At 69.8% G+C, this 25,452-nt stretch carries 23 protein-coding genes and 2 pseudogenes; 14 read left to right on the top strand and 11 right to left on the bottom strand.

Annotated elements, in window-relative coordinates; genetic code table 11:
• The first annotated feature begins 285 nt into the window (after positions 1-285).
• Positions 286-525 (top strand): DUF397 domain-containing protein, encoded by a 240-nt coding sequence (locus tag ACFYMC_RS01895; RefSeq protein WP_388517280.1) that lies wholly within the window; start codon positions 286-288, stop codon positions 523-525.
• Positions 526-669: 144 nt separating this feature from the next.
• Here ACFYMC_RS01895 and ACFYMC_RS01890 read toward each other — a convergent pair whose 3' ends face one another.
• Positions 670-1,185: an ATP-binding protein gene (locus tag ACFYMC_RS01890; RefSeq protein WP_388517277.1), complete on the bottom strand. Its 516-nt coding sequence runs from the start codon at positions 1,183-1,185 to the stop codon at positions 670-672.
• Positions 1,186-1,451: 266 nt separating this feature from the next.
• Between ACFYMC_RS01890 and ACFYMC_RS01885 the strand changes: the two genes are divergently transcribed.
• The 3 genes from ACFYMC_RS01885 (at position 1,452) to ACFYMC_RS01875 (ending at position 4,560) form a co-directional block, all read left to right on the top strand.
• A complete protein-coding gene (locus ACFYMC_RS01885) occupies positions 1,452-2,363 on the top strand; it encodes a helix-turn-helix domain-containing protein (RefSeq protein ID WP_388517274.1) in 912 nt (303 codons plus the stop codon).
• Positions 2,364-2,456: 93 nt separating this feature from the next.
• Positions 2,457-3,914, top strand: a complete 1,458-nt coding sequence (locus ACFYMC_RS01880) for an aldehyde dehydrogenase family protein (protein ID WP_388517271.1) — start codon at positions 2,457-2,459, stop codon at positions 3,912-3,914.
• 106 nt (positions 3,915-4,020) lie between these two features.
• Positions 4,021-4,560, top strand: a complete 540-nt coding sequence (locus ACFYMC_RS01875; RefSeq protein WP_388517269.1) for a DinB family protein — start codon at positions 4,021-4,023, stop codon at positions 4,558-4,560.
• A 332-nt stretch (positions 4,561-4,892) separates the two neighbouring features.
• Here the strand turns inward: ACFYMC_RS01875 and ACFYMC_RS01870 are convergent, their stop codons facing one another.
• On the bottom strand, positions 4,893-6,194 hold the full coding sequence (locus tag ACFYMC_RS01870; RefSeq protein WP_388517266.1) for an ion channel protein: 1,302 nt from the start codon (positions 6,192-6,194) through the stop codon (positions 4,893-4,895).
• Between the two features lie 132 nt (positions 6,195-6,326).
• Here ACFYMC_RS01870 and ACFYMC_RS01865 point away from each other — a divergent pair, with 132 nt between their 5' ends.
• Both ACFYMC_RS01865 and ACFYMC_RS01860 read left to right on the top strand, forming a co-directional pair.
• The gene (locus tag ACFYMC_RS01865) at positions 6,327-7,088 is read left to right on the top strand and encodes a MerR family transcriptional regulator (protein WP_388517263.1); all 762 of its coding nucleotides are present in this window, start codon (positions 6,327-6,329) and stop codon (positions 7,086-7,088) included.
• Positions 7,089-7,233: 145 nt separating this feature from the next.
• Positions 7,234-7,869: pseudogene (locus ACFYMC_RS01860) on the top strand (VTT domain-containing protein); the annotation flags it as partial.
• A 115-nt stretch (positions 7,870-7,984) separates the two neighbouring features.
• Here the strand turns inward: ACFYMC_RS01860 and ACFYMC_RS01855 are convergent.
• Both ACFYMC_RS01855 and ACFYMC_RS01850 read right to left on the bottom strand, forming a co-directional pair.
• Complete coding sequence (locus ACFYMC_RS01855; RefSeq protein WP_388517260.1) at positions 7,985-9,658, bottom strand: threonine/serine exporter ThrE family protein; 1,674 nt, start codon at positions 9,656-9,658, stop codon at positions 7,985-7,987.
• A gap of 368 nt (positions 9,659-10,026) precedes the next feature.
• Positions 10,027-10,521 (bottom strand): inorganic diphosphatase, encoded by a 495-nt coding sequence (locus ACFYMC_RS01850; protein ID WP_388517946.1) that lies wholly within the window; start codon positions 10,519-10,521, stop codon positions 10,027-10,029.
• Positions 10,522-10,683: 162 nt separating this feature from the next.
• Between ACFYMC_RS01850 and dacB the strand changes: the two genes are divergently transcribed.
• The 6 genes from dacB to folE all read left to right on the top strand — a co-directional run bounded on the left by dacB (position 10,684) and on the right by folE (position 18,243).
• Entirely contained in the window at positions 10,684-12,120 is a 1,437-nt protein-coding gene (gene dacB, locus ACFYMC_RS01845; protein WP_388517258.1) for a D-alanyl-D-alanine carboxypeptidase/D-alanyl-D-alanine-endopeptidase, read from the top strand.
• A 113-nt stretch (positions 12,121-12,233) separates the two neighbouring features.
• Entirely contained in the window at positions 12,234-13,361 is a 1,128-nt protein-coding gene (locus tag ACFYMC_RS01840) for a zinc-dependent metalloprotease (protein WP_388517256.1), read from the top strand.
• 234 nt (positions 13,362-13,595) lie between these two features.
• Positions 13,596-14,651, top strand: coding sequence for a tRNA lysidine(34) synthetase TilS (gene tilS / locus ACFYMC_RS01835; protein ID WP_388517254.1), 1,056 nt, complete (start codon positions 13,596-13,598; stop codon positions 14,649-14,651).
• A 63-nt stretch (positions 14,652-14,714) separates the two neighbouring features.
• A complete protein-coding gene (gene hpt / locus ACFYMC_RS01830; protein WP_388517253.1) occupies positions 14,715-15,275 on the top strand; it encodes a hypoxanthine phosphoribosyltransferase in 561 nt (186 codons plus the stop codon).
• A gap of 216 nt (positions 15,276-15,491) precedes the next feature.
• Positions 15,492-17,522: an ATP-dependent zinc metalloprotease FtsH gene (ftsH, locus tag ACFYMC_RS01825; RefSeq protein ID WP_388517250.1), complete on the top strand. Its 2,031-nt coding sequence runs from the start codon at positions 15,492-15,494 to the stop codon at positions 17,520-17,522.
• Positions 17,523-17,634: 112 nt separating this feature from the next.
• Positions 17,635-18,243 carry a GTP cyclohydrolase I FolE gene (gene folE, locus ACFYMC_RS01820; RefSeq protein ID WP_388517248.1) on the top strand — a complete coding sequence of 203 codons (609 nt, stop codon included), beginning with the start codon at positions 17,635-17,637 and terminating at the stop codon, positions 18,241-18,243.
• 99 nt (positions 18,244-18,342) lie between these two features.
• Here the strand turns inward: folE and ACFYMC_RS01815 are convergent, their stop codons facing one another.
• The 5 genes from ACFYMC_RS01815 to ACFYMC_RS01795 all read right to left on the bottom strand — a co-directional run bounded on the left by ACFYMC_RS01815 (position 18,343) and on the right by ACFYMC_RS01795 (position 20,722).
• Positions 18,343-18,822 carry a DUF3180 domain-containing protein gene (locus tag ACFYMC_RS01815; protein WP_388517246.1) on the bottom strand — a complete coding sequence of 160 codons (480 nt, stop codon included), beginning with the start codon at positions 18,820-18,822 and terminating at the stop codon, positions 18,343-18,345.
• Positions 18,823-18,862: 40 nt separating this feature from the next.
• Positions 18,863-19,483: a 2-amino-4-hydroxy-6-hydroxymethyldihydropteridine diphosphokinase gene (gene folK, locus ACFYMC_RS01810; RefSeq protein WP_388517244.1), complete on the bottom strand. Its 621-nt coding sequence runs from the start codon at positions 19,481-19,483 to the stop codon at positions 18,863-18,865.
• The gene (folB, locus tag ACFYMC_RS01805; protein ID WP_388517242.1) at positions 19,480-19,839 is read right to left on the bottom strand and encodes a dihydroneopterin aldolase; all 360 of its coding nucleotides are present in this window, start codon (positions 19,837-19,839) and stop codon (positions 19,480-19,482) included. The genes folK and folB overlap by 4 nt, the downstream gene beginning before the upstream one ends.
• 184 nt (positions 19,840-20,023) lie before the next feature.
• On the bottom strand, positions 20,024-20,479 hold the full coding sequence (locus tag ACFYMC_RS01800) for a nuclear transport factor 2 family protein (RefSeq protein WP_388517240.1): 456 nt from the start codon (positions 20,477-20,479) through the stop codon (positions 20,024-20,026).
• A gap of 84 nt (positions 20,480-20,563) precedes the next feature.
• Positions 20,564-20,722: an Arc family DNA-binding protein gene (locus ACFYMC_RS01795; RefSeq protein WP_388517238.1), complete on the bottom strand. Its 159-nt coding sequence runs from the start codon at positions 20,720-20,722 to the stop codon at positions 20,564-20,566.
• 257 nt (positions 20,723-20,979) lie between these two features.
• Here ACFYMC_RS01795 and ACFYMC_RS01790 point away from each other — a divergent pair.
• Positions 20,980-21,282 (top strand): annotated as a pseudogene (locus ACFYMC_RS01790) (RNA-guided endonuclease TnpB family protein); the annotation flags it as partial.
• Positions 21,283-21,359: 77 nt separating this feature from the next.
• On the opposite strand, the gene folP reads toward ACFYMC_RS01790, so the two are convergent.
• A complete protein-coding gene (gene folP / locus ACFYMC_RS01785; RefSeq protein ID WP_388517236.1) occupies positions 21,360-22,223 on the bottom strand; it encodes a dihydropteroate synthase in 864 nt (287 codons plus the stop codon).
• A gap of 53 nt (positions 22,224-22,276) precedes the next feature.
• Positions 22,277-24,151 (bottom strand): phosphatidylglycerol lysyltransferase domain-containing protein, encoded by a 1,875-nt coding sequence (locus tag ACFYMC_RS01780; RefSeq protein ID WP_388517234.1) that lies wholly within the window; start codon positions 24,149-24,151, stop codon positions 22,277-22,279.
• A gap of 156 nt (positions 24,152-24,307) precedes the next feature.
• Here ACFYMC_RS01780 and ACFYMC_RS01775 point away from each other — a divergent pair, with 156 nt between their 5' ends.
• Complete coding sequence (locus tag ACFYMC_RS01775; RefSeq protein WP_388517232.1) at positions 24,308-25,417, top strand: alpha/beta hydrolase; 1,110 nt, start codon at positions 24,308-24,310, stop codon at positions 25,415-25,417.
• Positions 25,418-25,452 lie beyond the last annotated feature (35 nt).

The following is a 25,452-nucleotide window of genomic DNA, read 5'->3' as shown; positions in this document are numbered from 1 at the left end:
GCGTGCCGGGTGTCCGGACCGCCCGTGCGGGAACCATTGCGCCTTTTTCCTCGTCTGGCAGGCTGGGGATACCGAGTGACACGGGTCACCGTGCGGCGGTCGAGGGGGGCGGCACTGGTTGCGGTGTGCCTAGGAAATGGCCCTTCCTTCCCAGGGATTCCGCTGGTTTCAGCGACTTGGGTGACTGGATAAACACCCCGCGTGCACGTGCATCTGCCCATGCAGTTGCAGATGAACGGAGCTATGATCCCGTGCAGTTGACATCTGCATGATCGGGAGCGTCCTGTGGACCACGCATACAACGGCATGGCCGCCACGGACCTCGACGGGGTGGTCTGGCAGAAGAGCAGGCACAGCAACTCGCAGGGTTCGTGCGTGGAGTTCGCCAGGCTGCCCGGTGGCAACGTGGCGGTACGCAACTCGCGCCACCCCGAGGGGCCAGCGCTCGTCTACACCCCCGCCGAGATCGAGGCGATGCTGCTCGGCATCAAGGATGGGGAGTTCGACCACTTGATCGCGCCCTGAGGGCCGCCCCGGTCGGCACGCGGTGCCGTGCCGACCGGTCCATCGGCCGGGGGCACACCGAAAACCTGGAAGGCCGGCACCGGGCACCCCCCTCGGAGTCCGGTACCGGCCTTCAGTCGTGGTGGTCTTCGCCTGTGACGGCCGTCAGTCGTGCAGGCGGAACAGCGCCCACACCACCTTCCCCGTCAGCTGCCCGGTGAGTGGGTGCCAGCCCCAGCCGTCGCTGTAGGAATCGACGAGGAAGAGCCCGCGCCCCGACTCGGCGTCACTGTTCTCCTCGGTCAACTCCGGGGCGAACCCCTCCTGAGATCCCTCCGGGCTGTCCTGGCTGGGGTCGCGCACGGCGCACACCAGTCGGGTGCTCCAGCGCATCAGGTGCAGCCGCACGGGCGGATCCTGGTCGCCGCCGCGCGGGGTGCCGGCGGGCAGGGCGTGCCGCAGTGCGTTGGTGACGAGTTCGGAGACGACCAGGGCGACATCGTCGAAGCGGTCGTCGAGCCCCCAGTCGCGCAGGGTCGCCCGGGTGAACGAGCGAGCCCCCCTTACCGCTTCGTAGCGCGCAGGCAACGCACACGAGGCGGAGCCCGAAACGGCTGTGGGGTCGATTGGGGGAAGCCCCTGCCGTAAAGGCTCGAGCATGGTCGATCCATTCGTCCCCATGCGAGGCACTCCCGGGTCAGCGGACGGAGCGGTACGCGCGCGGGCCCATGCTTCCGAATGCGTCAGGCAGATGCAAGGGCAGATGCACGTGCACGTGCCCGACCCGTCCCTTACCGTGACGGTTCTTGCTCATTTCTTCCGCTGGCCACTTCCCTACTTCTTTTTAAGGCCAGGCCAATTCCGTTACTGAACGAGTACGGCTGGGTGCGTTTTGGTGGCACACTGCTGAATCTGGGTTCGGGGGCCCGGCACCACACAGCATCGCCATGGGGAGGGTTGGAGAAGTGACCACAGGACAGTCCTGGGGGTCCCCCCTTGCCGACGGCCACGGGGGCGGCTCCGTGGTACGGCGTATCCTCCTGGGATCGCAGCTGAGACGGCTGCGCGAATCCCGCGGAATCACCCGTGAGGCGGCCGGCTACTCGATCCGCGCATCCGAATCGAAGATCAGCCGCTTGGAGTTGGGCAGGGTGAGCTTCAAGGCCAGAGACGTCGAGGACCTGCTCACCTTGTACGGCGTGACCGACGGCGCCGAACGCGCCTCGCTGCTCGCGCTGGTGCGGGAGGCGAATGTCGCGGGCTGGTGGCACAGCTTCGGCGATGTGCTCCCCGGCTGGTTTCAGACCTACATCGGGTTGGAAGGTGCGGCCTCCCTCATCCGTATCTACGAAGTGCAGTTCGTGCACGGCCTGTTGCAGACCGAGGCCTATGCCCACGCGGTGGTCACCCGTGGCATGCCCGGTGCGCCCGCAGCCGAGATCGACCGGAGGGTGGCCCTGCGCCTGGAGCGTCAGAAGATCCTCGTCTCGGAGACCTCCCCGGTCTTCCACGCCGTACTGGACGAGGCGGCGCTGCGCCGTCCGTACGGTGACCGTGCCGTCATGCGCGGGCAGTTGGAGCACCTGATCGAGATCTCGGAGCGCCCGAACGTCACCCTGCAGGTCATGCCCTTCAGCTTCGGCGGCCACGCCGGCGAGAGCGGGGCCTTCACCCTGCTGCGCTTCCCTGAGTCCGACCTGCAGGACCTCGTCTACCTGGAACAGCTCACCAGTGCGCTGTATCTCGACAAGGCGGAGGAGGTCGCACAGTACGAACGCGCGATGGAGAGGCTCCGACGGGACTGCCCGGACCCGGGGGCCACCCGTGATCTTCTACGCGGTTTGCTCCAACTCTCCTGATGTGCAAGTACGATGAAAAGCAATCGGTAAGATCAGGCCAAAGATGTACCCCCGCGGTGCGCACCGGCGCGCGCCTCCGCAGTAAGGGATGGCATGTCCAAATTCACCGAGCTGGCTCACCAGTACATAGGCGGCGAATGGCGGGCCGGCACGGGCTCGTGGGACATCATCGACGTCAACCCCTACAACGGAGAGAAGCTCGCCGCGATCACGGTGGCGACTGTGACCGAGGTCGACGAGGCCTACCGCGTCGCGGAGTCGGCCCAGCACGCCTGGGCGGAGACCAGCCCCTACGCGCGTCGAACGGTCTTTGAGCGGGCCCTTCGCATCGTGGAGGAACGCGAGCCGGAGATCATCGACATGATGATCGACGAGCTGGGCGGGACCCGCTCGAAGGCGACACACGAAGTTCGTCTGGCCAAGGAGTTCATGCGCGAAGCCGCCCAGTTGGCCGTGCAGAGCGAAGGAAGTACCTTCCCCTCACTCGTTCCGGGCAGGGAGAACCGGGTGCAGCGGCTGCCCGTGGGCGTCGTCGCCGTCATCAGTCCCTTCAACTTCCCGTTCCTGCTCACCTTGAAATCGGCTGCGCCCGCGCTCGCCCTCGGCAACGCGGTGGTGATCAAACCCAACCAGAACTCCCCGGTCACCGGTGGCGGACTGATCGCCAAGATCTTCGAGGACGCCGGGCTGCCAGCCGGCCTCCTCAACGTACTTGTCACCGACATCGCCGAGATCGGTGACGCGCTGATCGAACACCCCGTGCCGAAGGTGATCTCCTTCGCCGGTTCCGACCGGGTCGGCCGACACGTGGGTTCGGTCGCGGCACGCCGCTTCAAGCGGACCGTCCTGGAGCTCAGTGGCAACAGCGCGCTGGTCGTGCTCGATGACGCGGACCTCGACTACGCCGTGGACGCGGCGGTCTTCAGCCGGTTCGTCTACCAGGGACAGGTCTGCGTCGCTGCCAACCGGATCCTCGTGGACCGCTCGGTGGAAGCTTCCTTCACCGCGAAGTTCGTCGAGCGGGTCCGTGCGCTGAAGACCGGGGACCCGCGCGAGGAGGACACCCAGATCGGCCCGCTGATCAACGCCTTCCAGGCGGAGGCGCTCACCAACCTCGTCGACCAGGCCATCGAGGAAGGCGCGACGGCACTGGTCCGTGGGCGCACCCGGGGCAACCTGGTGGAGCCGACGGTGCTGACCGGTCTGCCCGAGGGTTCCTCGTTGCTGAGGCAGGAGATCTTCGGCCCGGTGGTGTTGATCGTGCCCTTCGACGGGGAGAAGGAGGCGGTCCGACTGGCCAACGACAGTCCGTACGGTCTCAGCGGAGCGGTGCACTCCGCCGATGTGGAACGTGGGGTCCGATTCGCCGCACGCATTCGCACCGGGATGATCCACGTCAACGACTCGACCATCCACGACGAGCCGCTGGTGCCCTTCGGGGGCGAGGGGATGTCCGGGCTGGGGCGGTTGAACGGGCAGGCGACAGTGGAGGCGTTCACCACGCAGAAGTGGATCTCGGTGCAGCACGGACGTAGCGACTTCAGTTTCTGACCCGGGCTCGGCGCCGTGGCGACCGGATCGGTCAGCACGCTTCCTAAGGTGGTCCCGTCAGCCGCATGCGGCGACGAGCACCCCGATACCGAAGGCGGCGATTGGCATGGTCACCCACGTTCCCGCGGAAGCTCCGGGCGACGAGCGCGGCGCGCTCCTCGCCTTCGTCGAAGCGCAGCGTGGAGCGCTTCGACGCTCGGTCCGCGGCCTGGATGAGGAGCAGGCGGCGAGCCGCCCGAGCGCGAGCGAACTCTCCCTCTCCGGGCTGCTCAAGCATGTGGCGGAAGTCGAACTGTCCTGGCTGCGGCTGGCCCAACAGCGCCCGAACGAACGGGAACGTGACGAGTCGACGTGGAGCGAGGGCTTCCGGCTGGTCGACGGCGAGACGGTGCCCGCGGTGCTGGACTTCTGGGATCAGGTGCGCGCGGAGACCGAGGAGTTCATCCGATCGGTGCCCAGCATGGACGCCACCTTTCCGCTCCCGCCGGCACCCTGGTTCCCCAAGGACGGTCAGGTATCGATGCGTTGGTTCCTACTGCACCTGACGGAGGAGTTTGCCCGGCATGCGGGACACGCGGACATCGTCCGCGAGTCCCTCGACGGCAAGAACGCCTTCGATCTGCTGGGGCTGGAGACCGGCCAGTAGGGGGTGAGCGGTGCCGGGCGGCGGTGCCCGGACCACCGCCCGGCCTACGCCCAGCACCGTCTCTGCCTCCCCCCGTGGGGGTGAGGTGGACGGGACGGCGGCGGTAGTGCGCACCGCTGCACCCGGCCCGTTGTTCGTACGGTCCACGATGGCGGAGTGTGATCTGCTTCCCTCAGCTCTTTGAGGGACCAGTGTCCAGGGGCGGTGTGGCAACGACTGCGGGTGGGAGGGGATCACCGCCTCGGCGTCCGGGCACCCTTGGCCGCCCTCCCCGGGCAGGAACGGACCGGCGGTCGCCGGCACACGACGCCGGCCAGGATGGTCCCTCCCTCTCAGCGAAGGGACTTGCCCGCCTCGTCCAGTTGCATCTGCGGCCGTCCCGTCACCAGGAGCCAGGCCGGCAGCAGAGCCAGGCACAGCAGCGGCACCAGACCGGGGTCGGGGGCGAGGATGGCCGCGGTGAACAAGCTGAGCCACCCCTGACGGGTGACGGCCAGCAGGACCCCGAGGACACCGCAGACCGCGCCGAGCGTGGGGTGGACGGCCGGAACCAAGGCGTGCGCGGCGAGGCCGAGCGCCACCCCCACGAAGACGGAGGGAAAGATTCGTCCCCCGCGGAATCCCGCGGTGCAGGCGATGACCACCGCGACGAGCTTCACCACCGTCATCAGCACCAGCTCTCCCGCGGAGTAGGCACTGGCATCCGCACTGAGCTCGCCCAGCTGTGCCAGGCCCTTGAAGAGGGTGAGGTGGCCGCCCAGTGCTCCGAGGAGCCCCAGCAGCAGGCCCCCGGCGGTCAGCATTAGCACGGGGTGGCGCAGCAGTTGGAAACAGCGGTGGACGTGGGGGAAGGCGTAGATGGCTGCCAGACCCAGCAGCGCGCCCACCACGGCGACCGCCGGCGCGGTGCCCACGTCCACCCAGCCCAGGCCTCCGAAGTCCGGCAGGCTCGCCTGGAAGGAGGGCGAGGCGATCAGGGTGGTGGTCAGGCCGCCGGCACTGGCGGCGATGAGCGGGGCGAAGAGGAGGTCCCACAAGCTCGGGGTGCGCCCTTTGGGCCCGGGGGCCAGCGGTCTGGTGGCGATGGTCTCGGTGAGGACCAGCGCCGCCGCGACGGGGGTGCCGAAGAGCGCCCCGATGGTTCCCGCGGCGCCCAGGGAACTCCACAGGTCGGCCGAGCTGTTCGGGGCCAAGTGTCGGCCCAGCCAGCAGGCCAGCGCGATATTGGCCGCGGTGATGGGGTTCTCGGGGCCGAGGCTGACCCCGCCGGCGAGTGAGAGTCCGGTGGCCAGCAGGAGGCCCGGCACCACGCCCGGGGGTAGCGGCGGGTCGACGAGCCCGGTGGTGGCCGGGTCGGGGCCGGCATGCCCGTGCACCTTCCACACGACGAGCCCGATGGCGAGCCCGGTGGCCGTCAGAACGGTGATGGTCCAGGCGGCGGACCAGGGCCCGAGGCCGAGCGCGTCCGGAAGGGTTCCCCACAGGACCCCCTCCAGCTGATCGGCCGCCTCGCTCACGCCGATCAGTACCAGGCTGGCCCCCACGCCGATCACGAGGGCGGGTGCGATCAGCGGCAGCAGGGCGCGCGCCGGAGCGGCGGGTCGTCCGGTGGGGGCCGGGTGGGGGGCGGTCACCGGATCAAGGTAGTGCGGCAGGGGGTGAAAAGTTCTAAATGACCCCCAATGGGTCTCGGGGCGGTCGGGCTTGCACCTCACGTGGCGTGAGGGGTCAGGCTGGAGCCCGTACCGATGACAGGAGCGGGAGCGATGAGCTACTCCGTGGGACAGGTGGCCGGCTTCGCCAAGGTCACCGTGCGCACCTTGCACCACTACGACGAGATCGGCCTGCTCTCCCCGAGCGGGCGCAGCCGGGCGGGTCACCGCCGCTACGCGGAGGCGGACCTGGACCGGCTGCAGCAGATCCTGTTCTACCGGGCGCTCGGCTTTCCGCTCGACCAGGTCGCGGCTCTGCTGGACGACCCGAGAAGCGATCCGCAGGAGCACCTGCGCCGCCAGCACGCCTTGCTGTCGGACCGGATCGCCCGGCTCCAGGAGATGGCCGCGGCCGTGGAACACGCGATGGAGGCACGCGGCATGGGCATTGAACTGAGCCCCGAGGAGAGGTTCGAGGTCTTCGGGGACCACGACCCAGAGCAGTACGCGGCGGAGGCGGAGGGACGCTGGGGTGACACCGAGGCCTATCGGGAGTCCACACGTCGCGCGGCTTCGTACAGCGGCGAGGACTGGAAGCGGATCATGGCGGAGGCTGAGGGGATCAACCAGCGCCTCGCCGCTCTGATGGAACGGGGTGCCACCGCGGACGAGACGGCCGCGATGGACCTGGCGGAGGAGCACCGGGGGTGGATCGGCGAGCACCACTACGCCTGCGGGTACGAGATGCACCGCGGCCTTGGCGAGATGTACGTACAGGATCCGCGCTTCACGGCCGTCTACGAGCGGATCAGGCCGGGGTTGGCGATGTTCCTGAGGGATGCGATTTTCGCCAACGCCGCGCGCCACGATCAGTAATGGGAAGGTAAAGTCGGCGCATGTCGCGCCCGTCCGGTGCTGGAACCGGACGGGTGGCGCATGCGTTGATAATTGGGGGCACCGCCGGACGGGCACCCCCGCCCCGACGCCCTGCCCCCTCATCTGATTCAGGAGCCCGGAACCCGTGAACGTGATTGCGCTCGGCCCGCAGTGGCTCAGTCCGGACCACCTGATCTCCTCTTACGGCCTGATCGGCATCTTGGTCATCGTCTTCGCTGAATCGGGACTCTTCGCCTTCCTGCCCGGCGACTCCCTGCTCTTCACCGCGGGTCTGCTGACGGCGGAGGGGAACTACATCAAGCAGCCGCTCTGGCTGGTGTGCACGCTGATCGTGGCCGCGGCGGTGGTCGGTGACCAGGTCGGCTACATGATCGGGAAGTTCTTCGGGCCCAAGCTGTTCAGCCGGCCGAACTCCAAGGTCTTCAAGAAGGAGAACCTGGACAAGGCGCACGAGTTCGTGGAGAAGTACGGGCCCAAGGCCATCGTGCTGGCCCGGTTCGTGCCGATCGTGCGGACCTTCGCGCCGATCGTCGCCGGCGCCGGTTCCATGAAGTACCGGACCTTCCTCGCCTACAACGTGGTCGGCGGCATCGGCTGGGGCGCGGGAGTCACGGTGGCCGGCTACTTCCTGGGCCAGATCGCCTTCATCAAGGACAACGTGGAGCCCATCCTCGTCCTGATCGTGCTGATCTCGGTGGTCCCGATCGCCTTCGAGGTACTCAAGGCGCGCCGCGAGAAGAAGCGCGAGCTCGCGCTCGGCCTCGCAGGCGAACCGGTCGCGGACGGCGGGGCGCCGTCGGCGCGCGGTCGTCACGCCAAGCGCTGACCGGGAGGCGGCTGCCGACGCCACGGCGTTGGCAGCCGCCTCCGGGCGCTCAGTACCCGCGGGTGCGCTTGGCCGCGCTCCGTTTGGCGGCGCCCGGCGTGCTGATGAACAGCCGGGAGATCTCGGCTCCGAGGTTCACGCCGATGGCGATCGCCAGTGCGAGGGCCACCGCCTTGGTCAGCGAGGCCAGGCCGTTCTCCAGTTGGTTCTCCGCGATGGACAAGAGCCCGAAGTAGGTGGCTGAGCCGGGGAGCAGTGGGCCGATCGCGGCCGTGACGTAAGGGAGGGCCGAGGAGGCCCGGTAGCGGGAGAGCAGCTGGCCGAACAGTCCCACCACCCCGGCTGCGACGGCGGTGGAGGGGACCGGAGGGATCCCGCCCGCGTAGTGCATCGCGCCGAAGATCACCCAGGCCACCGCTCCGTTGAGGGTCACGAAGAGCACGGTGGCGCGCTCCTGCTGGAGCAGGATCGCGAACGTGGTCACCAGCACCATCGAGGCCGCGATCTGGATCAACGGCCGCTCGGTGATCTGGAGGACCGCTTCGGGCTTGAGCTGGGTTCCCATCTGCAGGCCCAGGTAGATCACCACGAGCACGCCGATGATCACGCCGATGAAGAGGTACATGACTTCCAGGAGGCGGGCTGCGGCGGTGATGTAGAAACCGGTGAGCCCGTCCTGCACGGCGGCCACCAGCGCCCGTCCGGGGAGCAGGGCGAAGAGTCCGCCGGTGATCACCGCGGAGCCGCGCACGTTGACCTCCGCGAAGGCGAGGGCGACGCCGATCATAGCCGGTGGCATCGCCGCGACCACGAACTGGTAGAACTCCGGCAGCCCACGGCCCGCGGCCAGCCAGGCCAGTCGGTCTCCGAGCATCGCTCCGAAGGCCGCCGCGAAGAACACCAGTACCCCACCGCCCACCAGGGTGGACGCCGCCCCGGCCAGCAGCCCGGCGGCGGCGGTCAGGGCCCAGGTCGGGTAGGGGTGGCGGTTGCGGCGGATCTCCGCCATCCGCCCGTAGGCCTCCTCCAGAGAGACCTCGACCTCCGGCGCGCTGATGTCCGCCACCAGCCGGTAGACGGCCGCCAGCCGGGTGTAGTCGGTGCCGCGTCGGCGTACTGTGCGACTCGCCGATACGGGGTCGCCCACCAGCGAGGGCTGATGTGTGATCGAGATCAGGGTGAAGGTGACGGTCGGCTCGCAGCGGTCCAGGCCGTAGCTCCGACTGACCGCGAACATCGCCGCCTCTACGTCCTCCGAGCCTTCGCCGCCGGCCAGTAGCAACTCGCCGATGCGCAGGGTGAGGTCGAGGATGCGGCCCACGGCCGGGCCGCTCTCGTCGGGGCGCTGGACCACCTCGGCGACCGGCCGTTCTCCGACTGGCATGCGCAGCATGGTGCGCATCCGGTCCTGCCAGGGGGAGTCCTTGACCTGGGTGGTCCCGATGCCGGGCAGCGGCGGGAGGGCGTGGCTGCCGGTGTGGGACGCCGCTCCTCGGTTGCCGATCCCGGCGATGGCCGCCGCACTGTGCGGCGGGGCGAACGCGGAGCCTTCCTGCTCGGAGTCCTCCACCGGGGCCAAGCCCTCTGGAACGGCGAATTCCGAGGTCGGTTGGTCCTCTTCGAAGGTGTCGGGCTGTACGACTCCCGGCGGTGCGGCGAAGGCGCTGCGCGCCTCGTCCGACCGCGGTTTACGGTCCTCCGCCCCCTCAGCGTCCGGCGCCACGCGCGCTCCGTCCTCTTGATGCCCACCCCGGTCGAATCAGTATGCGGAACCAACGCTTCCCCGGCGAAAGGGGGGGACTCGGTACGGACCGCTGGGAGGTGCCTCGGACGGCCGGCGTCCCCTTGGGTGGAGCTCTAGGGGCACAAAAAGGCGCGGCGGGGGGGGCGCCCCCCCCCCCCCCCGGGCGCCCCCCCCCCCCCCCCCGGGGCGGCGGGGGGGGGGGCCCCCCGGGGCGGGGGGCGCCCGCCCGCCCCCCCCCCCGCCGGGGGCGGCGCCCCCCCCCCCCCCCCCCCCCCCCCCCCCCCCCCCCCCGCCGCATCCGCGTCAGACGTGAGCGCGGTCCAGCCGGTGCCGTTCGGCGACCTGCGTCAGTGGTGGCCGCCCTGCGCCTCAAGGCGCTTGAAGGAGGCCTCGATCTCGGCCTCGGCCTCGGCGCGACCGACCCAGTCGGCACCCTCGACCGACTTGCCCGGCTCCAGGTCCTTGTAGACCTCGAAGAAGTGCTGGATCTCCAGGCGGTCGAACTCCGACACGTGGTGGATGTCGCGCAGGTGCTCCACGCGCGGGTCCGAAGCCGGGACGCACAGCAACTTGTCGTCGCCGCCCGCCTCGTCGGTCATCCGGAACATGCCGATGGCGCGGCACTTGATCAGGCAGCCGGGGAAGGTCGGCTCATCCAGGATCACGAGGGCGTCCAGCGGGTCGCCGTCCTCGCCGAGGGTGTTCTCGACGAAACCGTAGTCGGCGGGGTAGCTGGTGGAAGTGAAGAGTCGACGGTCCAGGCGGATCCGACCGGTCTCGTGGTCCACCTCGTACTTGTTCCGCGAACCCTTCGGGATCTCGATGGTGACGTCGAACTCCACGGGTGGCTCCTCCATGATCAACACTTGCTCTGAGTGAAAGCGCGTCCGCCCGGGAGGCCGGGACGCGGCCGAGGTGTCGGCCGGGGTGCCATGCTCGCGGCAAGACGCAGTGATTAAGTGTCCCTCACGCAGACGTGTGATCGCGAAAGGGGCTGGTCCGAGGTGCCAGTGGGGAAGTCGTGGCAGGTCACCGCGGGGTCGGTGGCAGCCGGCCTCGCCCTCGCCGCCGGCGTGGCCTTCGCCGCGGGCCCCTGGGACTCCGGCCAGCGTACGGCCGAACGGCGCTGGGCCGTGGCCCAGAGCCGCATGGGTGGCGTACATCACCAATCCCGGCCCGATCGAGCGGATCCGGACTCTCCTGCTCCGGCGCCGAGCGCGCCGGGGGTGCTGCCGGCCCTGACCGTCCCCGCGAGGGGGGCTGCTGCCCGTCCGCTCACGGCCGTCCTGCCCAAACTGCTGGCCGATTCCGCCCTCGGCACGGTCCAGGCCGCCTCCGTGCTGGACGCCACCAGCGGACAGGTGCTGTACGAGAGCCGGGCGACCCAGCCGATGACCCCCGCCTCTACGATCAAGATCGCCACTGCCGTGGCGGCGCTCTCCGCGCTCGGACCCGACTTCCGTCTCGAAACCAGGGCGCTCGCCGACCCCGGGAACCGGCGGGTGGTCCTCCTCGGAGGGGGAGACCCGACGCTGACCGCGCGCCCCGCCGACGTCGCGGCCCCCACGGACGCCAGCCTGCTCGATCTCGCCACCCGGACCGCCCGGGCCCTCGCGGAACGCCACGTCGACTCCGTCACCCTGATCTACGACACCTCCCTCTACACCGGACCGGTCCGCCACCCGATCGGCCGGAACGAGAACCTCGCACCGGTCAGCGCCCTGATGGCCGACGCGGCCCGGACCGACGACTCCACCAGCGGAGACACTGCCACCCGCCATGAAGACCCGGCCGCGGCGGCTGCCCGGGTCTTCGCCGCGCAACTGCGCGAACACGGCATCGAAGTCATCGGGGCGCCCGCCGCGGGTCGTGCCGCGGCCAAGGCCGAGCGACTCGCCGAAGTCCGCTCCGCACCCCTGGCCGCACTCGTCGAGCGGATGCTCACCCACAGCGACAACGACCTAGCCGAAGCCCTGGCCCGGGCCACCGCCCTCGCCTCCGGCCAGCCCGCCAGCTTCGCCGGCGGGGGGCGAGCCGTCGCCGCCCAGCTCACCGCCCTCGGGCTGGACGCGCGCGGCGCCCGCTTCGCCGACGGCAGTGGCCTGGACCGGGCCGACCAGGTGCCCGCCAGACTGCTCACCCAGCTCCTGGCCAAGGCCGCCGACCCGGCCATGCCACAGCTGCGCCCCGTGCTGACCGGGCTGCCGGTCGCCGGCTTCACCGGCACCCTGAGCGGTCGCTACGAGGCGGCTTCCCCGGCCGCGGGCCTGGTCCGGGCGAAGACCGGCACGCTCAGCAAGGTGAACACGCTCGCAGGCACCGTGGTCGACGCCCGGGGCCGGCTGCTCACCTTCGCCTTCCTGGCTTCCGGGACCACCGACCGCAACGCCGCCCAGAAGGCCCTGGACCGGCTCGCCGCCGCCGTGTCCGAGGCTGGCTGAAACCTCCCTGCCGGCGCCGACCCGGGGCCGCACGCCCCCGCGGAGCCCGCGCGAGCGGTCCGCCGCCGCCCGACCCCTCACCGCGCGCGCACTCGAACACGTACCGTTGACGCATGACGAGCATCGGTGGTGCGGAGATGGTCGACTGGAACCTCGCAGTCACGACCGCGACCCGACTGGTACGGCCCGGCCCCGAGGTCACTCGGGACCAGGCCCGCGAGGTCGTCGCGGAGCTACGCCGGCACGCCAGGTCCGCGGAGGAGCACGTGCGTGGCTTCACCCGGATGCTGCCCGAGGACGCGTCCGCACCGGACACCCCCGTCCTGGTCGTGGACCGGGCCGGCTGGGTCAGGGCCAACGTGGCCGGCTTCAGGGAACTGCTCCAGCCCTTGCTGGGCAAGATGGCCGAGCGCCGGGGCTCCGGCACCGGCGGCGCGGTCCTCGGCGCGGTGGGCGGCAAGGTCACCGGGGTCGAGCTGGGATTCCTGCTGTCCTTCCTCGCCTCCCGGGTGCTGGGCCAGTACGAGACCTTCGCCCCGCCCAGCCGTGACCTGCCTGGTTCCGCGTCGGGAGGCGGAAGGCTGCTCCTGGTGGCGCCGAACATCGTCCACGTGGAGCGGGAGCTCGATGTGGACCCCCACGACTTCCGGATGTGGGTCTGCCTGCACGAGGAGACCCACCGCACCCAGTTCACTGCCGTCCCCTGGCTGCGGGACCACCTGGAGGGCGAGATCCAGTCATTCCTCAGCCAAACCGACGTGGATCCCATGACCGTCCTGGAACGCCTGCGCGAGGCCGCCCAGTCGCTCTCCGGAGCCCGTCCCGAAGGCGAGGACGGCGAGAGGGGACGTTCGCTGGTGGAACTGGTCCAGACCCCCGGCCAGCGGGAGACCCTCGCCCGGCTCACCGCCGTCATGTCGTTGCTGGAGGGGCAGGCCGACTTCGTGATGGACGGGGTGGGGCCCGAGGTGGTCCCCTCCGTCGCGGAGATCCGGGAGAAGTTCCAAAAGCGCCGCGCCCGTGGCGCCGGGCGCCTCGACGCGGCGCTGCGCGGGTTGCTCGGGCTGGATGCCAAGCTGCGCCAGTACCGTGACGGCGAACGTTTCGTGCGGGCGGTGGTCGACGAAGTGGGCATCGACGGCTTCAACCGGGTGTGGACTTCCCCGAACACCCTCCCCACCAAGTCGGAGATCGCCAAACCCGCGGAGTGGGTCGCGCGAGTGCACCGTAGAGCAGACTGAGGGGCCGTGTGCGGGTATGCGGTCGTATGACGGCAGGAGGGTGCCTCCCCAATCACCCATCCGAGGGACCGTGAGCCGTGGATAGGCGTGCGATGCTCGGGGAACGGCCCGTCTCTGTCACCATCGACGCACTCTGAGTGACCCCGCCTCTCCGGCGAGGCACCCGGAGCTCCTCGATGACTCCACGAGACATCACCCCTGAGGCCACTCCAACTCCACCGAAGGGCACCGGACATGGGTCCCCATCCTGCGGTCGCGGCGATACGCCTGGCGGTCCGCCGCGTACTCCACGACGTCCTCACCGAACACCAGCACGGCCAGGGTCCCCAGCCTCCGGGAGCCGGCACGCAGCCGCTCGTCCTCGTCGCCTGCTCCGGTGGCGCCGACTCGATGGCGCTCGCCTCCGCCCTCGCCTTCGAGGCCCGCAAACTCTCCGTCCGGGCCGGCGGCATCACCGTGGACCACGGCCTCCAGGCCGGCTCCGAGGTGCGGGCGGCCGAGGTCGTCGCCCGCATGAGCGCGCTCGACCTGGATCCGGTGGAAGCCGTCGCGGTGCGCGTGGGTCGCGTCGGCGGGCCCGAGGCCGCCGCCCGTGACGCCCGCTACGCGGCCCTGGACGAGGCCGCCCGCCGCCACGGCGCCGCCGCCGTCCTGCTCGGCCATACGCGCGACGACCAGGCCGAGACCGTCCTGCTCGGGCTGGCCCGCGGCTCGGGCATCCGCTCCCTGTCCGGCATGGCCACCGTCTCCCGCGGTTCGGGTGCGACCGCCTCCGTCCCGCGCCCGGCCGCCCGCTACTGGCGCCCCTTCCTCCACATCGACCGCCAGACCGCCCGCAAGGCCTGCATGGTCCAGTCCCTCCCGGTCTGGGACGACCCGCACAACGCCGACCCCGCCTACACCCGCTCACGGCTGCGACACGAGGGGCTTCCGGCGCTGGAGAAGGCGCTAGGAAAGGGAGTGGTCGAGGCCCTGGCCCGAACCGCGCAGCTCTCCCGCGACGATGCCGACGCCCTTGACTCCTGGGCTGCCGAAGCCGACCGCTCAGTGCGTGACGAATCCGGCCAGTTGGAGTGTGCGAAGCTCTACGCCCTGCCCCCGGCGGTGCGTCGCAGGGTGCTGCGTCTGGCGCTGGTCGCCGCCGGTTCTCCGGCGGGGTCCCTTTTCGCCCGCCACCTCGAGGAGGTCGACCGGTTGATCACCGGATGGCGTGGGCAGGGCGCCATCAACTTGCCCGGCCGCGTCGCGGCTCAGCGGCAGGGTGGCAAACTTGTCATCCGGCAGGGCTGAAGCACCAAAGCACGGCCGCGCCTCCCGGGGGCTCCCCACGAGGTTTGGCCGCCAACGAAAGTGATGCGGGTGGACGAGAAGGACATGGGCAGCGACCTCCAGTCGGTGCTCATCACCAAGGAAGAGATCGATGCCAAGCTGGCCGAGCTGGCAGCGAAGATCGATGCGGAGTACGCGGGCAAGGACCTGCTCATCGTCGGTGTCCTCAAGGGTGCCGTGATGGTGATGGCGGACCTGGCGCGCGCCTTGTCCACCCCGCTGACCATGGACTGGATGGCCGTCTCCTCGTACGGAGCGGGCACCCAGTCCTCCGGCGTCGTCCGGATCCTCAAGGACCTCGACACCGACATCAAGGGTCGTCACGTCCTGATCGTCGAGGACATCATCGATTCCGGCCTGACGCTGTCCTGGCTGTTGTCGAACCTCGGCTCGCGGGAGCCGGCCTCGCTGGAGGTCGTCACCCTCCTGCGCAAGCCGGACGCGGCCAAGGTCGCCATCGACGTCAAGTGGGTCGGTTTCGACATCCCGAACGAGTTCGTCGTCGGATACGGCCTCGACTACGCCGAGAAGTACCGCAACCTGCCCTTCGTCGGGACGCTCGCCCCGCACGTGTACGGCGGCTGAGCCCCCGCGCGCCACGAATGCCCCGGCGGTGCGGATCGGGTGGCGCCGCCGGGGAACCCTCACCGCTTGCCCGCCGTTGGAGCAGGGGAAGGCGTTTGTCAGCCGGCCCACGAGGCCACGGATGGCAATGCTGGGGTACCTTCCGAAGAACAGTCTTTTCTCACAGCAGCATTTACCTACGGGCAGGAGGGACGGGGCGATCACCGCCCCGTATGGATGGACGTGAAGCGATACTTCCGTGGGCCGGTCATGTGGATCGTGCTGGCCGTCCTCGCCGTGGTCGTGTTGATGCAGGTCGTCGGCTCGTCCGGTGGCTACAAGACGGTGGACACCAGCGATGTCGTCAAGGCGATCAGTAACAACCAGGTGGAGTCGGCGAAGCTGACCACCGGTGACTCGCAAATGATCAAGGTGACGCTGAAGGACGGCCAGAAGGTCGACGACAGCTCCAAGATCCAGGCGAACTACATCGGTGAGCAGGGCGTTGACCTGGCCAGAGACCTCCAGGCGGGGGTCAACGACGGCCGGATCAAGGACGGGTACACCGTCTCCCCAGACAAGACGAACCCGTTCTTGGGCGTGCTGCTCTCGCTGCTGCCCTTCGTCCTCATCGTCGTGGTCTTCCTGTTCCTGATGAACCAGATGCAGGGCGGCGGCTCCCGAGTCATGAACTTCGGGAAGTCCAAGGCCAAGCTCATCACCAAGGACACGCCGAAGACGACCTTCGCCGACGTCGCCGGATCGGACGAGGCCGTCGAGGAACTCCACGAGATCAAGGAGTTCCTCCAGGAGCCGGCCAAGTTCCAGGCAGTCGGCGCCAAGATCCCCAAGGGTGTGCTGCTGTACGGCCCGCCCGGTACCGGCAAGACCCTGCTCGCGCGCGCCGTCGCCGGTGAAGCGGGCGTTCCCTTCTACTCGATCTCCGGCTCCGACTTCGTGGAGATGTTCGTCGGCGTCGGTGCTTCCCGGGTCCGTGACCTGTTCGAGCAGGCCAAGGCGAACGCTCCGGCGATCGTCTTCGTCGACGAGATCGACGCTGTCGGTCGGCACCGTGGCGCAGGCCTCGGTGGTGGGCACGACGAGCGCGAGCAGACCCTTAACCAGCTGCTCGTCGAGATGGACGGCTTCGACGTGAAGGGCGGCGTCATCCTGATCGCCGCCACCAACCGGCCCGACATCCTCGACCCGGCGCTGCTGCGTCCCGGTCGGTTCGACCGGCAGATCGCCGTCGACCGTCCGGACATGCAGGGCCGTCTGGAGATCCTCAAGGTCCACCAGAAGGGCAAGCCGGTCGCCCCGGACGTCGACCTCTCGGCCGTCGCCCGCCGCACCCCCGGCTTCACCGGTGCCGACCTGTCGAACGTGCTGAACGAAGCAGCGTTGCTCACCGCGCGCAGTGACAAGAAGCTCATCGACAACCACATGCTGGACGAGGCGATCGACCGCGTCGTGGCGGGCCCGCAGAAGCGGACCCGGATCATGTCGGACAAGGAAAAGAAGATCACCGCGTATCACGAGGGTGGACACGCCCTGGTCGCGGCGGCCTCCCCGAACTCCGACCCGGTGCACAAGATCACGATCCTGTCCCGGGGCCGGGCCCTCGGTTACACGATGGTGCTCCCGGACGAGGACAAGTACTCCACCACGCGCAACGAGATGCTCGACCAGCTCGCCTACATGCTGGGTGGCCGCGCAGCCGAGGAACTGGTCTTCCACGACCCGACCACCGGTGCGGCCAACGACATCGAGAAGGCCACGGCGACGGCCCGCGCGATGGTCACCCAGTACGGCATGACCGAGCGACTGGGGGCGATCAAGTTCGGTGGGGACAACACCGAGCCGTTCCTCGGCCGTGAGATGGCACACCAGCGTGACTACTCGGAAGAGGTCGCGGCGCTGGTGGACGAAGAGGTCAAGAAGCTCATCGAGACCGCGCACAACGAGGCCTGGGAGATCCTGGTCGAGAACCGGGATGTCCTCGACAACCTGGTCCTCGCGCTGCTGGAGAAGGAGACGCTGGGTAAGGAGGAGATCGCGGAGATCTTCACCCCCATCGTTCGCCGCCCGGCCCGTCCCGCGTGGACCGGCTCCTCGCGCCGTACGCCGTCCACGCGGCCCCCGGTGCTCTCGCCCAAGGAGCTCTCCTTGACCAACACCGCCGCCACGGCGAACGGTGTGTCGGCCGCCCCGGTGTCCACCGAGAAGAAGGGCATCGAGGTCGTCCCCGAGGAGCGCACCGAGAGCTGACCAGGTCGGCCGCCCAACTGGCCGGAATGGATGCCGCGCCCCCCAGGTTCTAGCCTGGGGGGCGCGGCGCGCTTGCGTGAGCCCGCGATGAGAACTGAGGAACGAGGCACAGATGACCGACCCAGTGACCCTCCACGGTGACGAGGGCGCGATCGGCGAGTTCGACGAGAAGCGGGCTGAGAACGCCGTGCGCGAGCTCCTCTTCGCCGTCGGGGAGGACCCTGACCGCGAAGGACTCCAGGACACCCCGGCGCGGGTGGCGCGGGCGTACAAGGAGATCCTGGCCGGTCTGCGGCAGCAGCCGGAGGACGTCCTGACCACGACCTTCGATCTGGGTCATGACGAGATGGTGCTCGTCAAGGACATCGAGATCGTCTCGCTCTGCGAGCACCACCTGTTGCCCTTCCACGGCGTCGCGCACGTGGGCTACATACCGGCCGAGAACGGCAAGATCACCGGTCTGTCCAAGCTGGCCCGCCTGGTGGACGTCTTCGCCCGGCGTCCGCAGGTCCAGGAGCGTCTCACCACGCAGATCGCCGACTCCCTGATGAGCATCCTGGAGGCGCGCGGCGCCATCGTGGTGGTCGAGGCGGAGCACATGTGCATGTCCGTGCGTGGCATCCGCAAGCCGGGAGCGAAGACGACCACGTCCGCGGTGCGAGGTCAGCTCCGGGACTCGGCGACCCGCAACGAGGCCATGAGCCTGATAATCGCGCGCTGAGCGCGGCGGTGGCCGGCCCCGCCCGGGGCGGCGGAGGTCGGGGTTCCCGGCGTACGTCCTTCGCCCCGGGCGGGGCCGGCACGAGGGGCGCGGTCGAGCTCAGGCGCGGGCGGTGGCCTCGTCGTCGTCCTCGGGGAGCTTGCAGACCCGCTCCAGGAAGAGCGCGGCGGCGATGACAGCGGCCCCGGCGAGGACGGAGCAGCCGGCGTAGAGGGCCTGGTCTCGGCGGGCCGGCACTTCCAGGCCGTTCAGCAACAGGAACAGGCCGACTCCGCCGTACACGCCGGACACCAGTGCCGACACCAGGGCGCTGGCCTGGCCGAAGACCACCGCTCGGGCAGCCATCAACGGTTCCACGCCCTTGGCGCCCGGGCGCCGCTCGCGCTGGGCCTTGAGGCGCGAGCGCAGTGACAGGGCGGTCGCGAACAGCACCACCGCGATCACACCCAGCACGATCGGCGCGGCCAGCGGCACTCCCGGCAGAGTACCCACCGAGTTCCACAGCCGGGCGCCCGCCCAGGAGAGCACCCCGGCCACGATGAAGAGGCCCGCCAAGACCCCGAGCCTTAGTTGCTTCACGTCCCTGTCCCCGCTCTGTCGCCGGCCTCCAGGCTAACGACTACTCGGGCAGGCGTAGTTCCAGGTCGACGCGCGGCGTGATGCCTTCCCGGCCAAGAGCACCGAGCAGTTCGGCGACGGAGCCGCGGCCCGGTAGTTGTGCCTGCGGGTCGACGTCGTGCCAGGGGGCGAGCACGAAGGCCCGCTCGTGGGCCCGCGGGTGCGGCAGGGTCAGGGTCGGGTCGGCGGAGACCACGTCCGCGTAGGCGACGATGTCCACGTCCATGGTCCGTGGGCCCCAGCGCTCTTCGCGCACTCGGTCGAAAGCCTCCTCGATGGCCTGTCCGCGCTCCAGCAGGGAACCGGGCGGCAGGGTGGTCTTCACCAGGACGACCGCGTTGAGGTAGGAGGGTTGGCTGTCTACGGCGACGCCCCAGGGTTGTGTTTCGTAGACGGGCGAGACCGCCTTGACCCGGAGCCCGGGCGTGTCACCGAGGGCGTCGATGGCGCCCTGGATGTTCTCCAGCCGGTTGCCGAGGTTCGCGCCGAGCGCGATGACGGCCCCCTTGGGGTTGGAGAGGGTGACGTCGGCCGCGTCGACCTGTTCCACCACGGAGGCGGGTACCGGCTGGACGGTCGGGTCGCTCTGGGCGCCTTGGCCCGGGTGGGTTCCCGCGTTCATGCTCGGCTCCGGGTGATCGTGATGGTCACATCGTCGAAGGGGACGGTGATGGGCGCGTCCGGCTTGTGGACAACGACCTCCACCTCGGCGACCCCCTCGTGCTTGAGGCACTGCTGGGCGATCCGCTCGGCGAGCGTCTCGATGAGGTCGACCGGCTCGCCCTGCACGACGTCCACGACCTCTTCGGCCACGACCCCGTAGTGGACGGTCTTCGCCAGGTCGTCATCGGCCGCGGCGGGCCGGGTGTCGAGGTGGAGCACCAGGTCCACGATGAAGGTCTGGCCCTCCTCGCGCTCCCGGGGGAAGACGCCGTGGTGCCCGCGAGCCTTCAGGCCGCGCAGCGCGACACGATCCACGCGAATCACTCCTGCTTTCGTAGGTACTGCGGGTCCCGGGGACACCCCGGGCCCAAAGGCCTGTGCCGAGTGCGGTCGGCGTCGTCCTGCGTCGAATCTACCTGCGAGCCTGGACGGTGCCCGGGCGCGGGTCGGGCAGTGGGCTCGGGGACCGATGGGCTGCGTATGCCCACGACGGCGCGTTTCAGTCCCCGGAGCCGTCCCTATCGGCTTCTTCTTCGGACTCGGTGAGCACTGGAGAGCCGTGGTGGGACCAGATCAGCCAGCCTTCGGGGGTGCGGCGAAACACGTTCGTCGCCACCACGAGCTGGCCGAGCAGCGGGCCGAGCTCGCCTGCTTCCTCTGCGGGTCCGCCGCTGAGGATGTTCTCGGTACAGGTGACCACGGCCGTGTCGCCGATCACGGTGACCTTGGTGTCGGTGAGGAAGAACTGGATGTACTCCGTGTTGGCCATGATCAGTGCGTAGGAGCGAAGGACCTCGCCCCGCCCGGCCAGCACCGGCCAACCGGGGTGGACGCAGGAGATCTCGTCGTCCAGCCAGAGGGCGGACAGCTCGTCGAAGTCGCCGTGCTCCATGGCCTCGTAGAAGGCGGTGTTGGCGGCCTCGACCGCTTCGATGTCGGTACGGCTCTGGCTCACTGGGCTCCTCCGAGGACGTCCCGGCCTTCAGGTCGGGGAGGGATCGGACTCCTGTGGAGCGGGGCGGGGCGGGGTGAATCGCGGTCAGGGCGATTCGGTGCGGGCCGCGGCGGTGTCGCGCTCGGTCTCCAGCCGGTAGACGATCTCGGAGTTGAGGGACCTCCGGGCGGACTTGGCCTGGGTGACCAGCCACTCGTGCAGGTCGGCGGGCAGGCGGAGCGTGATGCGCTTCTCTTCATCCATGACCTTAGAGTAGTGGATTTAAAGTGTCCTTTGAGTGGCAACGTGACACTATCCCGACACGGCAGAGGGTTGCGGGGGACGCTCGGCGTGCCCGGTGCGGCTACCGGCTCCGCGCGTCGTCGATCGCCCGCCGGGCGCACTGTCGGTGGGCGCGGAACGAGTGCGGGGCCATGTCCCGCAAGGTCCCCGCCGCGAACCAGTGGGTTACCCAGAAGGCGACGCGTGGTCCGGCCCAGCTCGACACGGCGCTGATCCAGGCCCGCAAGGCCGCGGACGCGGCGATCGGCGCCAAGAAGACGCCCCTGATCGGGATCGGCCGCGAGCACGGGCCCGACGTACGCCTCGTACATCGACGCGCACACCCCATGGACTGTGCGTCGTGCGGAGCGAGAACCAAGCACGCGCTTCCTCTTTCGGAACGTACCTACACCTGCACCGCGTGCGCGGTCGTGTCCCCCAGGGGCAAGGACTCCGCCCGCGTGATGCTCCTGCGCACTGGTCTCAAACCGGCTCGTGGCGATGGCGGAAGACCTCCCAGTGCGCTGCTCCCGGAGGCAGCCCGAGCCAGGGAGCCCCCTCCCTTCAGGGACGGGAGGATGTCAACGGGCCCTCTCGTCGGCGGCTGGTACGGGGGCGCTCACCGGGCGCCCTCGACCGCACGGGCGACTCTTACCGCATCGGCGGTTGCTCGAACCTCGTGGACACGTACGGCCCAGGCGCCCTCGTGGGCGGCGATGGCGGAGACAGCGGCGGTGGCGGCGTCGCGTTCCCGGGCGGGTGGTGGGGTCGCGGAGGCGTCGGCGGCCAGGACGCGGCCGAGGAACCGCTTGCGGGAGGCGGCGACCAGCACCGGGCTGCCCAGGGTGCGCAACTCGGCGAGGTGGGCGACCAGGGCGAGGTCGTGTTCGGCCTGCTTGGCGAAGCCGAGGCCGGGGTCGATGACCAGCCGCTCGGGTGCCACGCCGCCGGCGATCACGGCGTCCATCCGGGTCCGGATCTCGGCGGTGACCTCGGCGACCACATCGGTGTAGACGGCGCGGCTGTTCATATCGGCGCTGAAACCGCGCCAGTGCATCACCACGAAGGGAACCGATGCCTCGGCGACAACCGGGATCATCGCCGGATCGGCGAGTCCACCGGAGACGTCGTTGACCAGGGCCGCACCGGCGGCGACAGCTTGTTCGGCGACGTTGGCGCGCATGGTGTCCACGGAGACGGTGACGCCTTCGGCTGCGAGTCCGCGCACCACCGGAACGACGCGGCGCAGCTCCTCGTCCGCGTCGACCCGGCTGGCGCCGGGGCGGGTGGATTCGCCGCCGACGTCCACGAGGTCGGCGCCTTCGGCGATCAGGTCGAGTCCGCGCTTGATGGCGGCCGTGGTGTCGAACCAGCGACCGCCGTCGGAGAACGAGTCGGGAGTGACGTTGACCACGCCCATCACCGCGCAGCGGTCCCAATCCGGCAGCCCTTGGACCCGGCCCCTGCCGGTACCTCTGTTCATGCCAACAGCGTAGGCCGTGTGGGCGGAGGGTGCGGCGGTGCGGTGTCGGGGGCTCAGGCGGCTTGGGCGCCGGTGCCCTGCGAGGCCCGGGGCCCGGCGGCGGGCGTCTTCGTCGGCGCGGGGGCCAGGTGGTGATGCGGGCAGGGCCGGGGGACGCGGGCGGGGCGTCCGCGCAGCAGCCGCGGGAGCGCGAGCGTCACGAAGCCCTCCGCCTGCATCGCCGCGAAGCCGATGCGCGGCAGGTCGCGGGTGGTGCGGAAGACCACGAAGCGGGGCTCCCAGCGCGGTCGGAACTTGGCGTTGAACTTGTACAGCGACTCGATCTGGAACCAGCGTGAGAGGAAGACCAGCAGGCCGCGCCACGTCCGCAGGACGGGGCCGGCGCCGATCTTCTCGCCGCGGGCCAGCGCGGAGCGGAACATGGCGAAGTTCAAGGAGACCCGTCGCACACCGAGGGTCGGCGCGGCGTGCAGGGCGGCGACGATCAGGAGCTCGTTCATGCCCGGGTCCGCGGCGCGGTCGCGCCGCATCAGGTCCAGTGACATGCCGTCCGGACCCCAGGGCACGAAGTGCAGGACTGCGCTGAGGTCCCCGTACGGGCCCTGCGTGCCCCCTGCGGCGCGGTGGGCGGTCGCGATGACGCAGTTCGCGTCCGCGGGGTCGCCGATACGGCCGAGAGCCATGGAGAAGCCGCGTTCGTTGTCGGTTCCCCGCCAGGCGTCCGCGGCGGATCGAACGCGGTCCAGTTCCTCTTCGGAGAGGTCGCCGACGCGTCGGACCCGGGTTTCGTAGCCGTTGCGCTCGATCCGCTTGACCATCTGGCGCACGTTGCGCATGGCGCGGCCGGACAGGGAGAAGTCGGGCACGTCGACGATGGCTTCGTCGCCGAGTTCCAGGGCGTCCAGCCCGGTCTCCCGGGTCCAGACCTCACCGCCGGTCTCGGAGCACCCCATGACGGCAGGGGTCCAGGAGTGCGCCTTGGCTTCGGCCATGAAGCGTTCGATGGCGCCGGGCCAGGCCTCGACGTCCCCGATGGGGTCGCCGCTGGCGAGCATCACGCCCGAGACGACCCGGTAGGTGACCGCGGCCTTGCCGCTGGGGGAGAAGACCACGCCCTTGTCCCGGCGGAGGGCGAAGTGGCCGAGGGAGTCGCGGGCGCCGTGCCGGGCCAGGAGGTCGCGTAGCCGCTGCTCGTCCTCGAAGTGGAGTCGGGCGGCCGGGTGTTCGGGGCGCAACGCCAGGTAGGTGGTGGTGAGGGCGGTGAGCAGGCCGAGCGCGCCGAGGGAGTAGCCGACGGTCCAAGAGGTCTGTCCGGCGTAGTGGACCGGGCCTTCGGCGCCGAGCAGGCCGTAGACCACGTGCTGGAGCTGTTCGTACAGGCCGGGCTCGCCGACCACGCGGCCGGGGTGGGAGTTGACGATGACCAGGCCGAGGCCGATGGAACCGGCGCTCATCAGCACGAAGTTGGCCAGTGCGGTCCAGCGGCTGCGTGGATCGGGCAGGGCGCGGAACTGGGCGCGGTGGCGCAGGAGCAGGGCGAGTAGCGCGGCGGCGATGAGTACGCCGAAGAACGAGTGCCGGTAGGCGAACTGGGCGACGGCGCCGGCGGGCAGGAGCACTACAGCGGCGCGCCAGGCGCGCCGCTTGTGTCGCTTGAGGCCGTGGGCGAGTAGGAGTAGCAGTACGCCGGCGCTGATGGAGAGGGCGGCGGCGAAGGGTCCCAGAGCTCCTGGGAGGACTTCGGCGACCGCGTGGAAGCGGCTCTGGCGGAAGCGCGGGAAGACGCCGGCAGCGATGTCGATCAAGCCGACGAAGGTGCAGGCGGTGCCGACGATGCCGGGTACCGATTCGGGGCGTGGGCCGTCCAGCAGGCGGCGTAGCCGATTCGGAACCAGTCCGGACTTATCCCCATCTATCCTGACAGACATTGCTTCCGTAACTCCGCGAGAGGTCCTGAGTCCGCGGGCCGTGGTCAGGCGGCCTTGTCCGGACATGTACGACTGCTAGGACGAAACTCGCCGGTCACGGGTTCATCGGTTCTCGGGAAAACCTCATCCCGCACTCAAGAAAGTCACAGCCTGCTCATGGGTCTCACCAGCAAAACGGTTCTGACGTTGGCCGGCCTTGTGGGGGTGCTGCTCTTCGCGGCGACCGTCTGGTGGTGGCCCAGGATGTCGGGGCGCAGCGGACGGGCGGTGCTTGGCCGGGTCGGCCTACTGCTGGCCACCCAGTTGGCTCTCTTCTGCGCCGTCGGTCTGGCGGCCAACAGGACGTTCCTGTTCTACGGATCCTGGTCGGACCTCTTCGGCCAGGAGACCTCGATGGGCGTGGTCGTCGACCACTCGGCGGGCCGCAAGGACATCGAGATCCTGGGTAACCAGCCGGTGGACGTCCCCGGCGGAAACAAGCCCTCTCAGGGCGGACAGATCCAGAAGGTCTCGATCAGCGGCGCGGACTCCAAGATCACCAGCCCTGCCTACGTGTACCTGCCGCCGGAGTACTTCCAAGCGGGCCAGGAGCGGCGGAAGTTCCCCGCGGCCGTGGTGCTCACCGGCTACCCCGGCACCGCGGAGAACCTCATCAAGGGACTCCGCTACCCGCAGACGGCCCAACGGCAGGCCAAGGACGGCCGGATGCAGCCGATGGTCCTGATCATGCTCCGTCCGACGGTGGCCCCGCCACGGGACACCGAGTGCGTGGACGTGCCCGACGGCCCCCAGACCGAGACCTTCTTCGCCCACGATCTGCCCAAGGCGGTCTCGCAGACCTACCGGGTCGGCACCGAGGCACGGAACTGGGGCCTCATCGGCAACTCCACCGGCGGCTACTGCGCGCTGAAGATCGGCCTTCACCATCCGGACACCTTCGCCGCCGCAGCGGGCCTGTCGGCGTACTACAAGGCGGCGAAGGACCCCACGACCGGTGACCTCTTCCACGGGGACACCGTCCTGGAGAAGCGGGCCGACCTGCTGTACAGCCTCGAACGCCGCCCGCCGATGGCGTCGTCGTTCCTGGTGACGAGCAGCAAGGTCGGCGAGGGCAACTACGGCGCGACCTTGAAGTTCATCGCGAAGGCCAAGGCGCCCACCAGGGTCTCCTCGATCATCCTCGACAGCGGCGGTCACAACTTCAACACCTGGCGCCGGGAGATCCCGCCCGCTCTGGTCTGGCTCGGCAGCCGTTTGCAGGCCTGAACAGACGGCCGATCGCCGAGCGGACGGATGTGCTC

The sequence above is a fragment of the Streptomyces sp. NPDC006879 genome, assembly GCF_042869595.1.
Classification (GTDB): domain Bacteria; phylum Actinomycetota; class Actinomycetes; order Streptomycetales; family Streptomycetaceae; genus Streptomyces.
This window is presented reverse-complemented; position numbering and strand designations above follow the sequence as displayed.

Coding starts and splice junctions, on each gene's coding strand:
- ACFYMC_RS01890 (WP_388517277.1), bottom strand. CDS start 1,185: ATGGGGACGAATGGATCGACCATGCTCGAGCCTTTACGGCAGGGGCTT.
- ACFYMC_RS01885 (WP_388517274.1), top strand. CDS start 1,452: ATGGGGAGGGTTGGAGAAGTGACCACAGGACAGTCCTGGGGGTCCCCC.
- ACFYMC_RS01880 (WP_388517271.1), top strand. CDS start 2,457: ATGTCCAAATTCACCGAGCTGGCTCACCAGTACATAGGCGGCGAATGG.
- ACFYMC_RS01875 (WP_388517269.1), top strand. CDS start 4,021: ATGGTCACCCACGTTCCCGCGGAAGCTCCGGGCGACGAGCGCGGCGCG.
- ACFYMC_RS01865 (WP_388517263.1), top strand. CDS start 6,327: ATGAGCTACTCCGTGGGACAGGTGGCCGGCTTCGCCAAGGTCACCGTG.
- ACFYMC_RS01840 (WP_388517256.1), top strand. CDS start 12,234: ATGACGAGCATCGGTGGTGCGGAGATGGTCGACTGGAACCTCGCAGTC.
- tilS (WP_388517254.1), top strand. CDS start 13,596: ATGGGTCCCCATCCTGCGGTCGCGGCGATACGCCTGGCGGTCCGCCGC.
- hpt (WP_388517253.1), top strand. CDS start 14,715: ATGCGGGTGGACGAGAAGGACATGGGCAGCGACCTCCAGTCGGTGCTC.
- ftsH (WP_388517250.1), top strand. CDS start 15,492: ATGGACGTGAAGCGATACTTCCGTGGGCCGGTCATGTGGATCGTGCTG.
- folE (WP_388517248.1), top strand. CDS start 17,635: ATGACCGACCCAGTGACCCTCCACGGTGACGAGGGCGCGATCGGCGAG.
- folK (WP_388517244.1), bottom strand. CDS start 19,483: ATGAACGCGGGAACCCACCCGGGCCAAGGCGCCCAGAGCGACCCGACC.
- ACFYMC_RS01795 (WP_388517238.1), bottom strand. CDS start 20,722: ATGGATGAAGAGAAGCGCATCACGCTCCGCCTGCCCGCCGACCTGCAC.
- folP (WP_388517236.1), bottom strand. CDS start 22,223: ATGAACAGAGGTACCGGCAGGGGCCGGGTCCAAGGGCTGCCGGATTGG.
- ACFYMC_RS01780 (WP_388517234.1), bottom strand. CDS start 24,151: ATGTCTGTCAGGATAGATGGGGATAAGTCCGGACTGGTTCCGAATCGG.
- ACFYMC_RS01775 (WP_388517232.1), top strand. CDS start 24,308: ATGGGTCTCACCAGCAAAACGGTTCTGACGTTGGCCGGCCTTGTGGGG.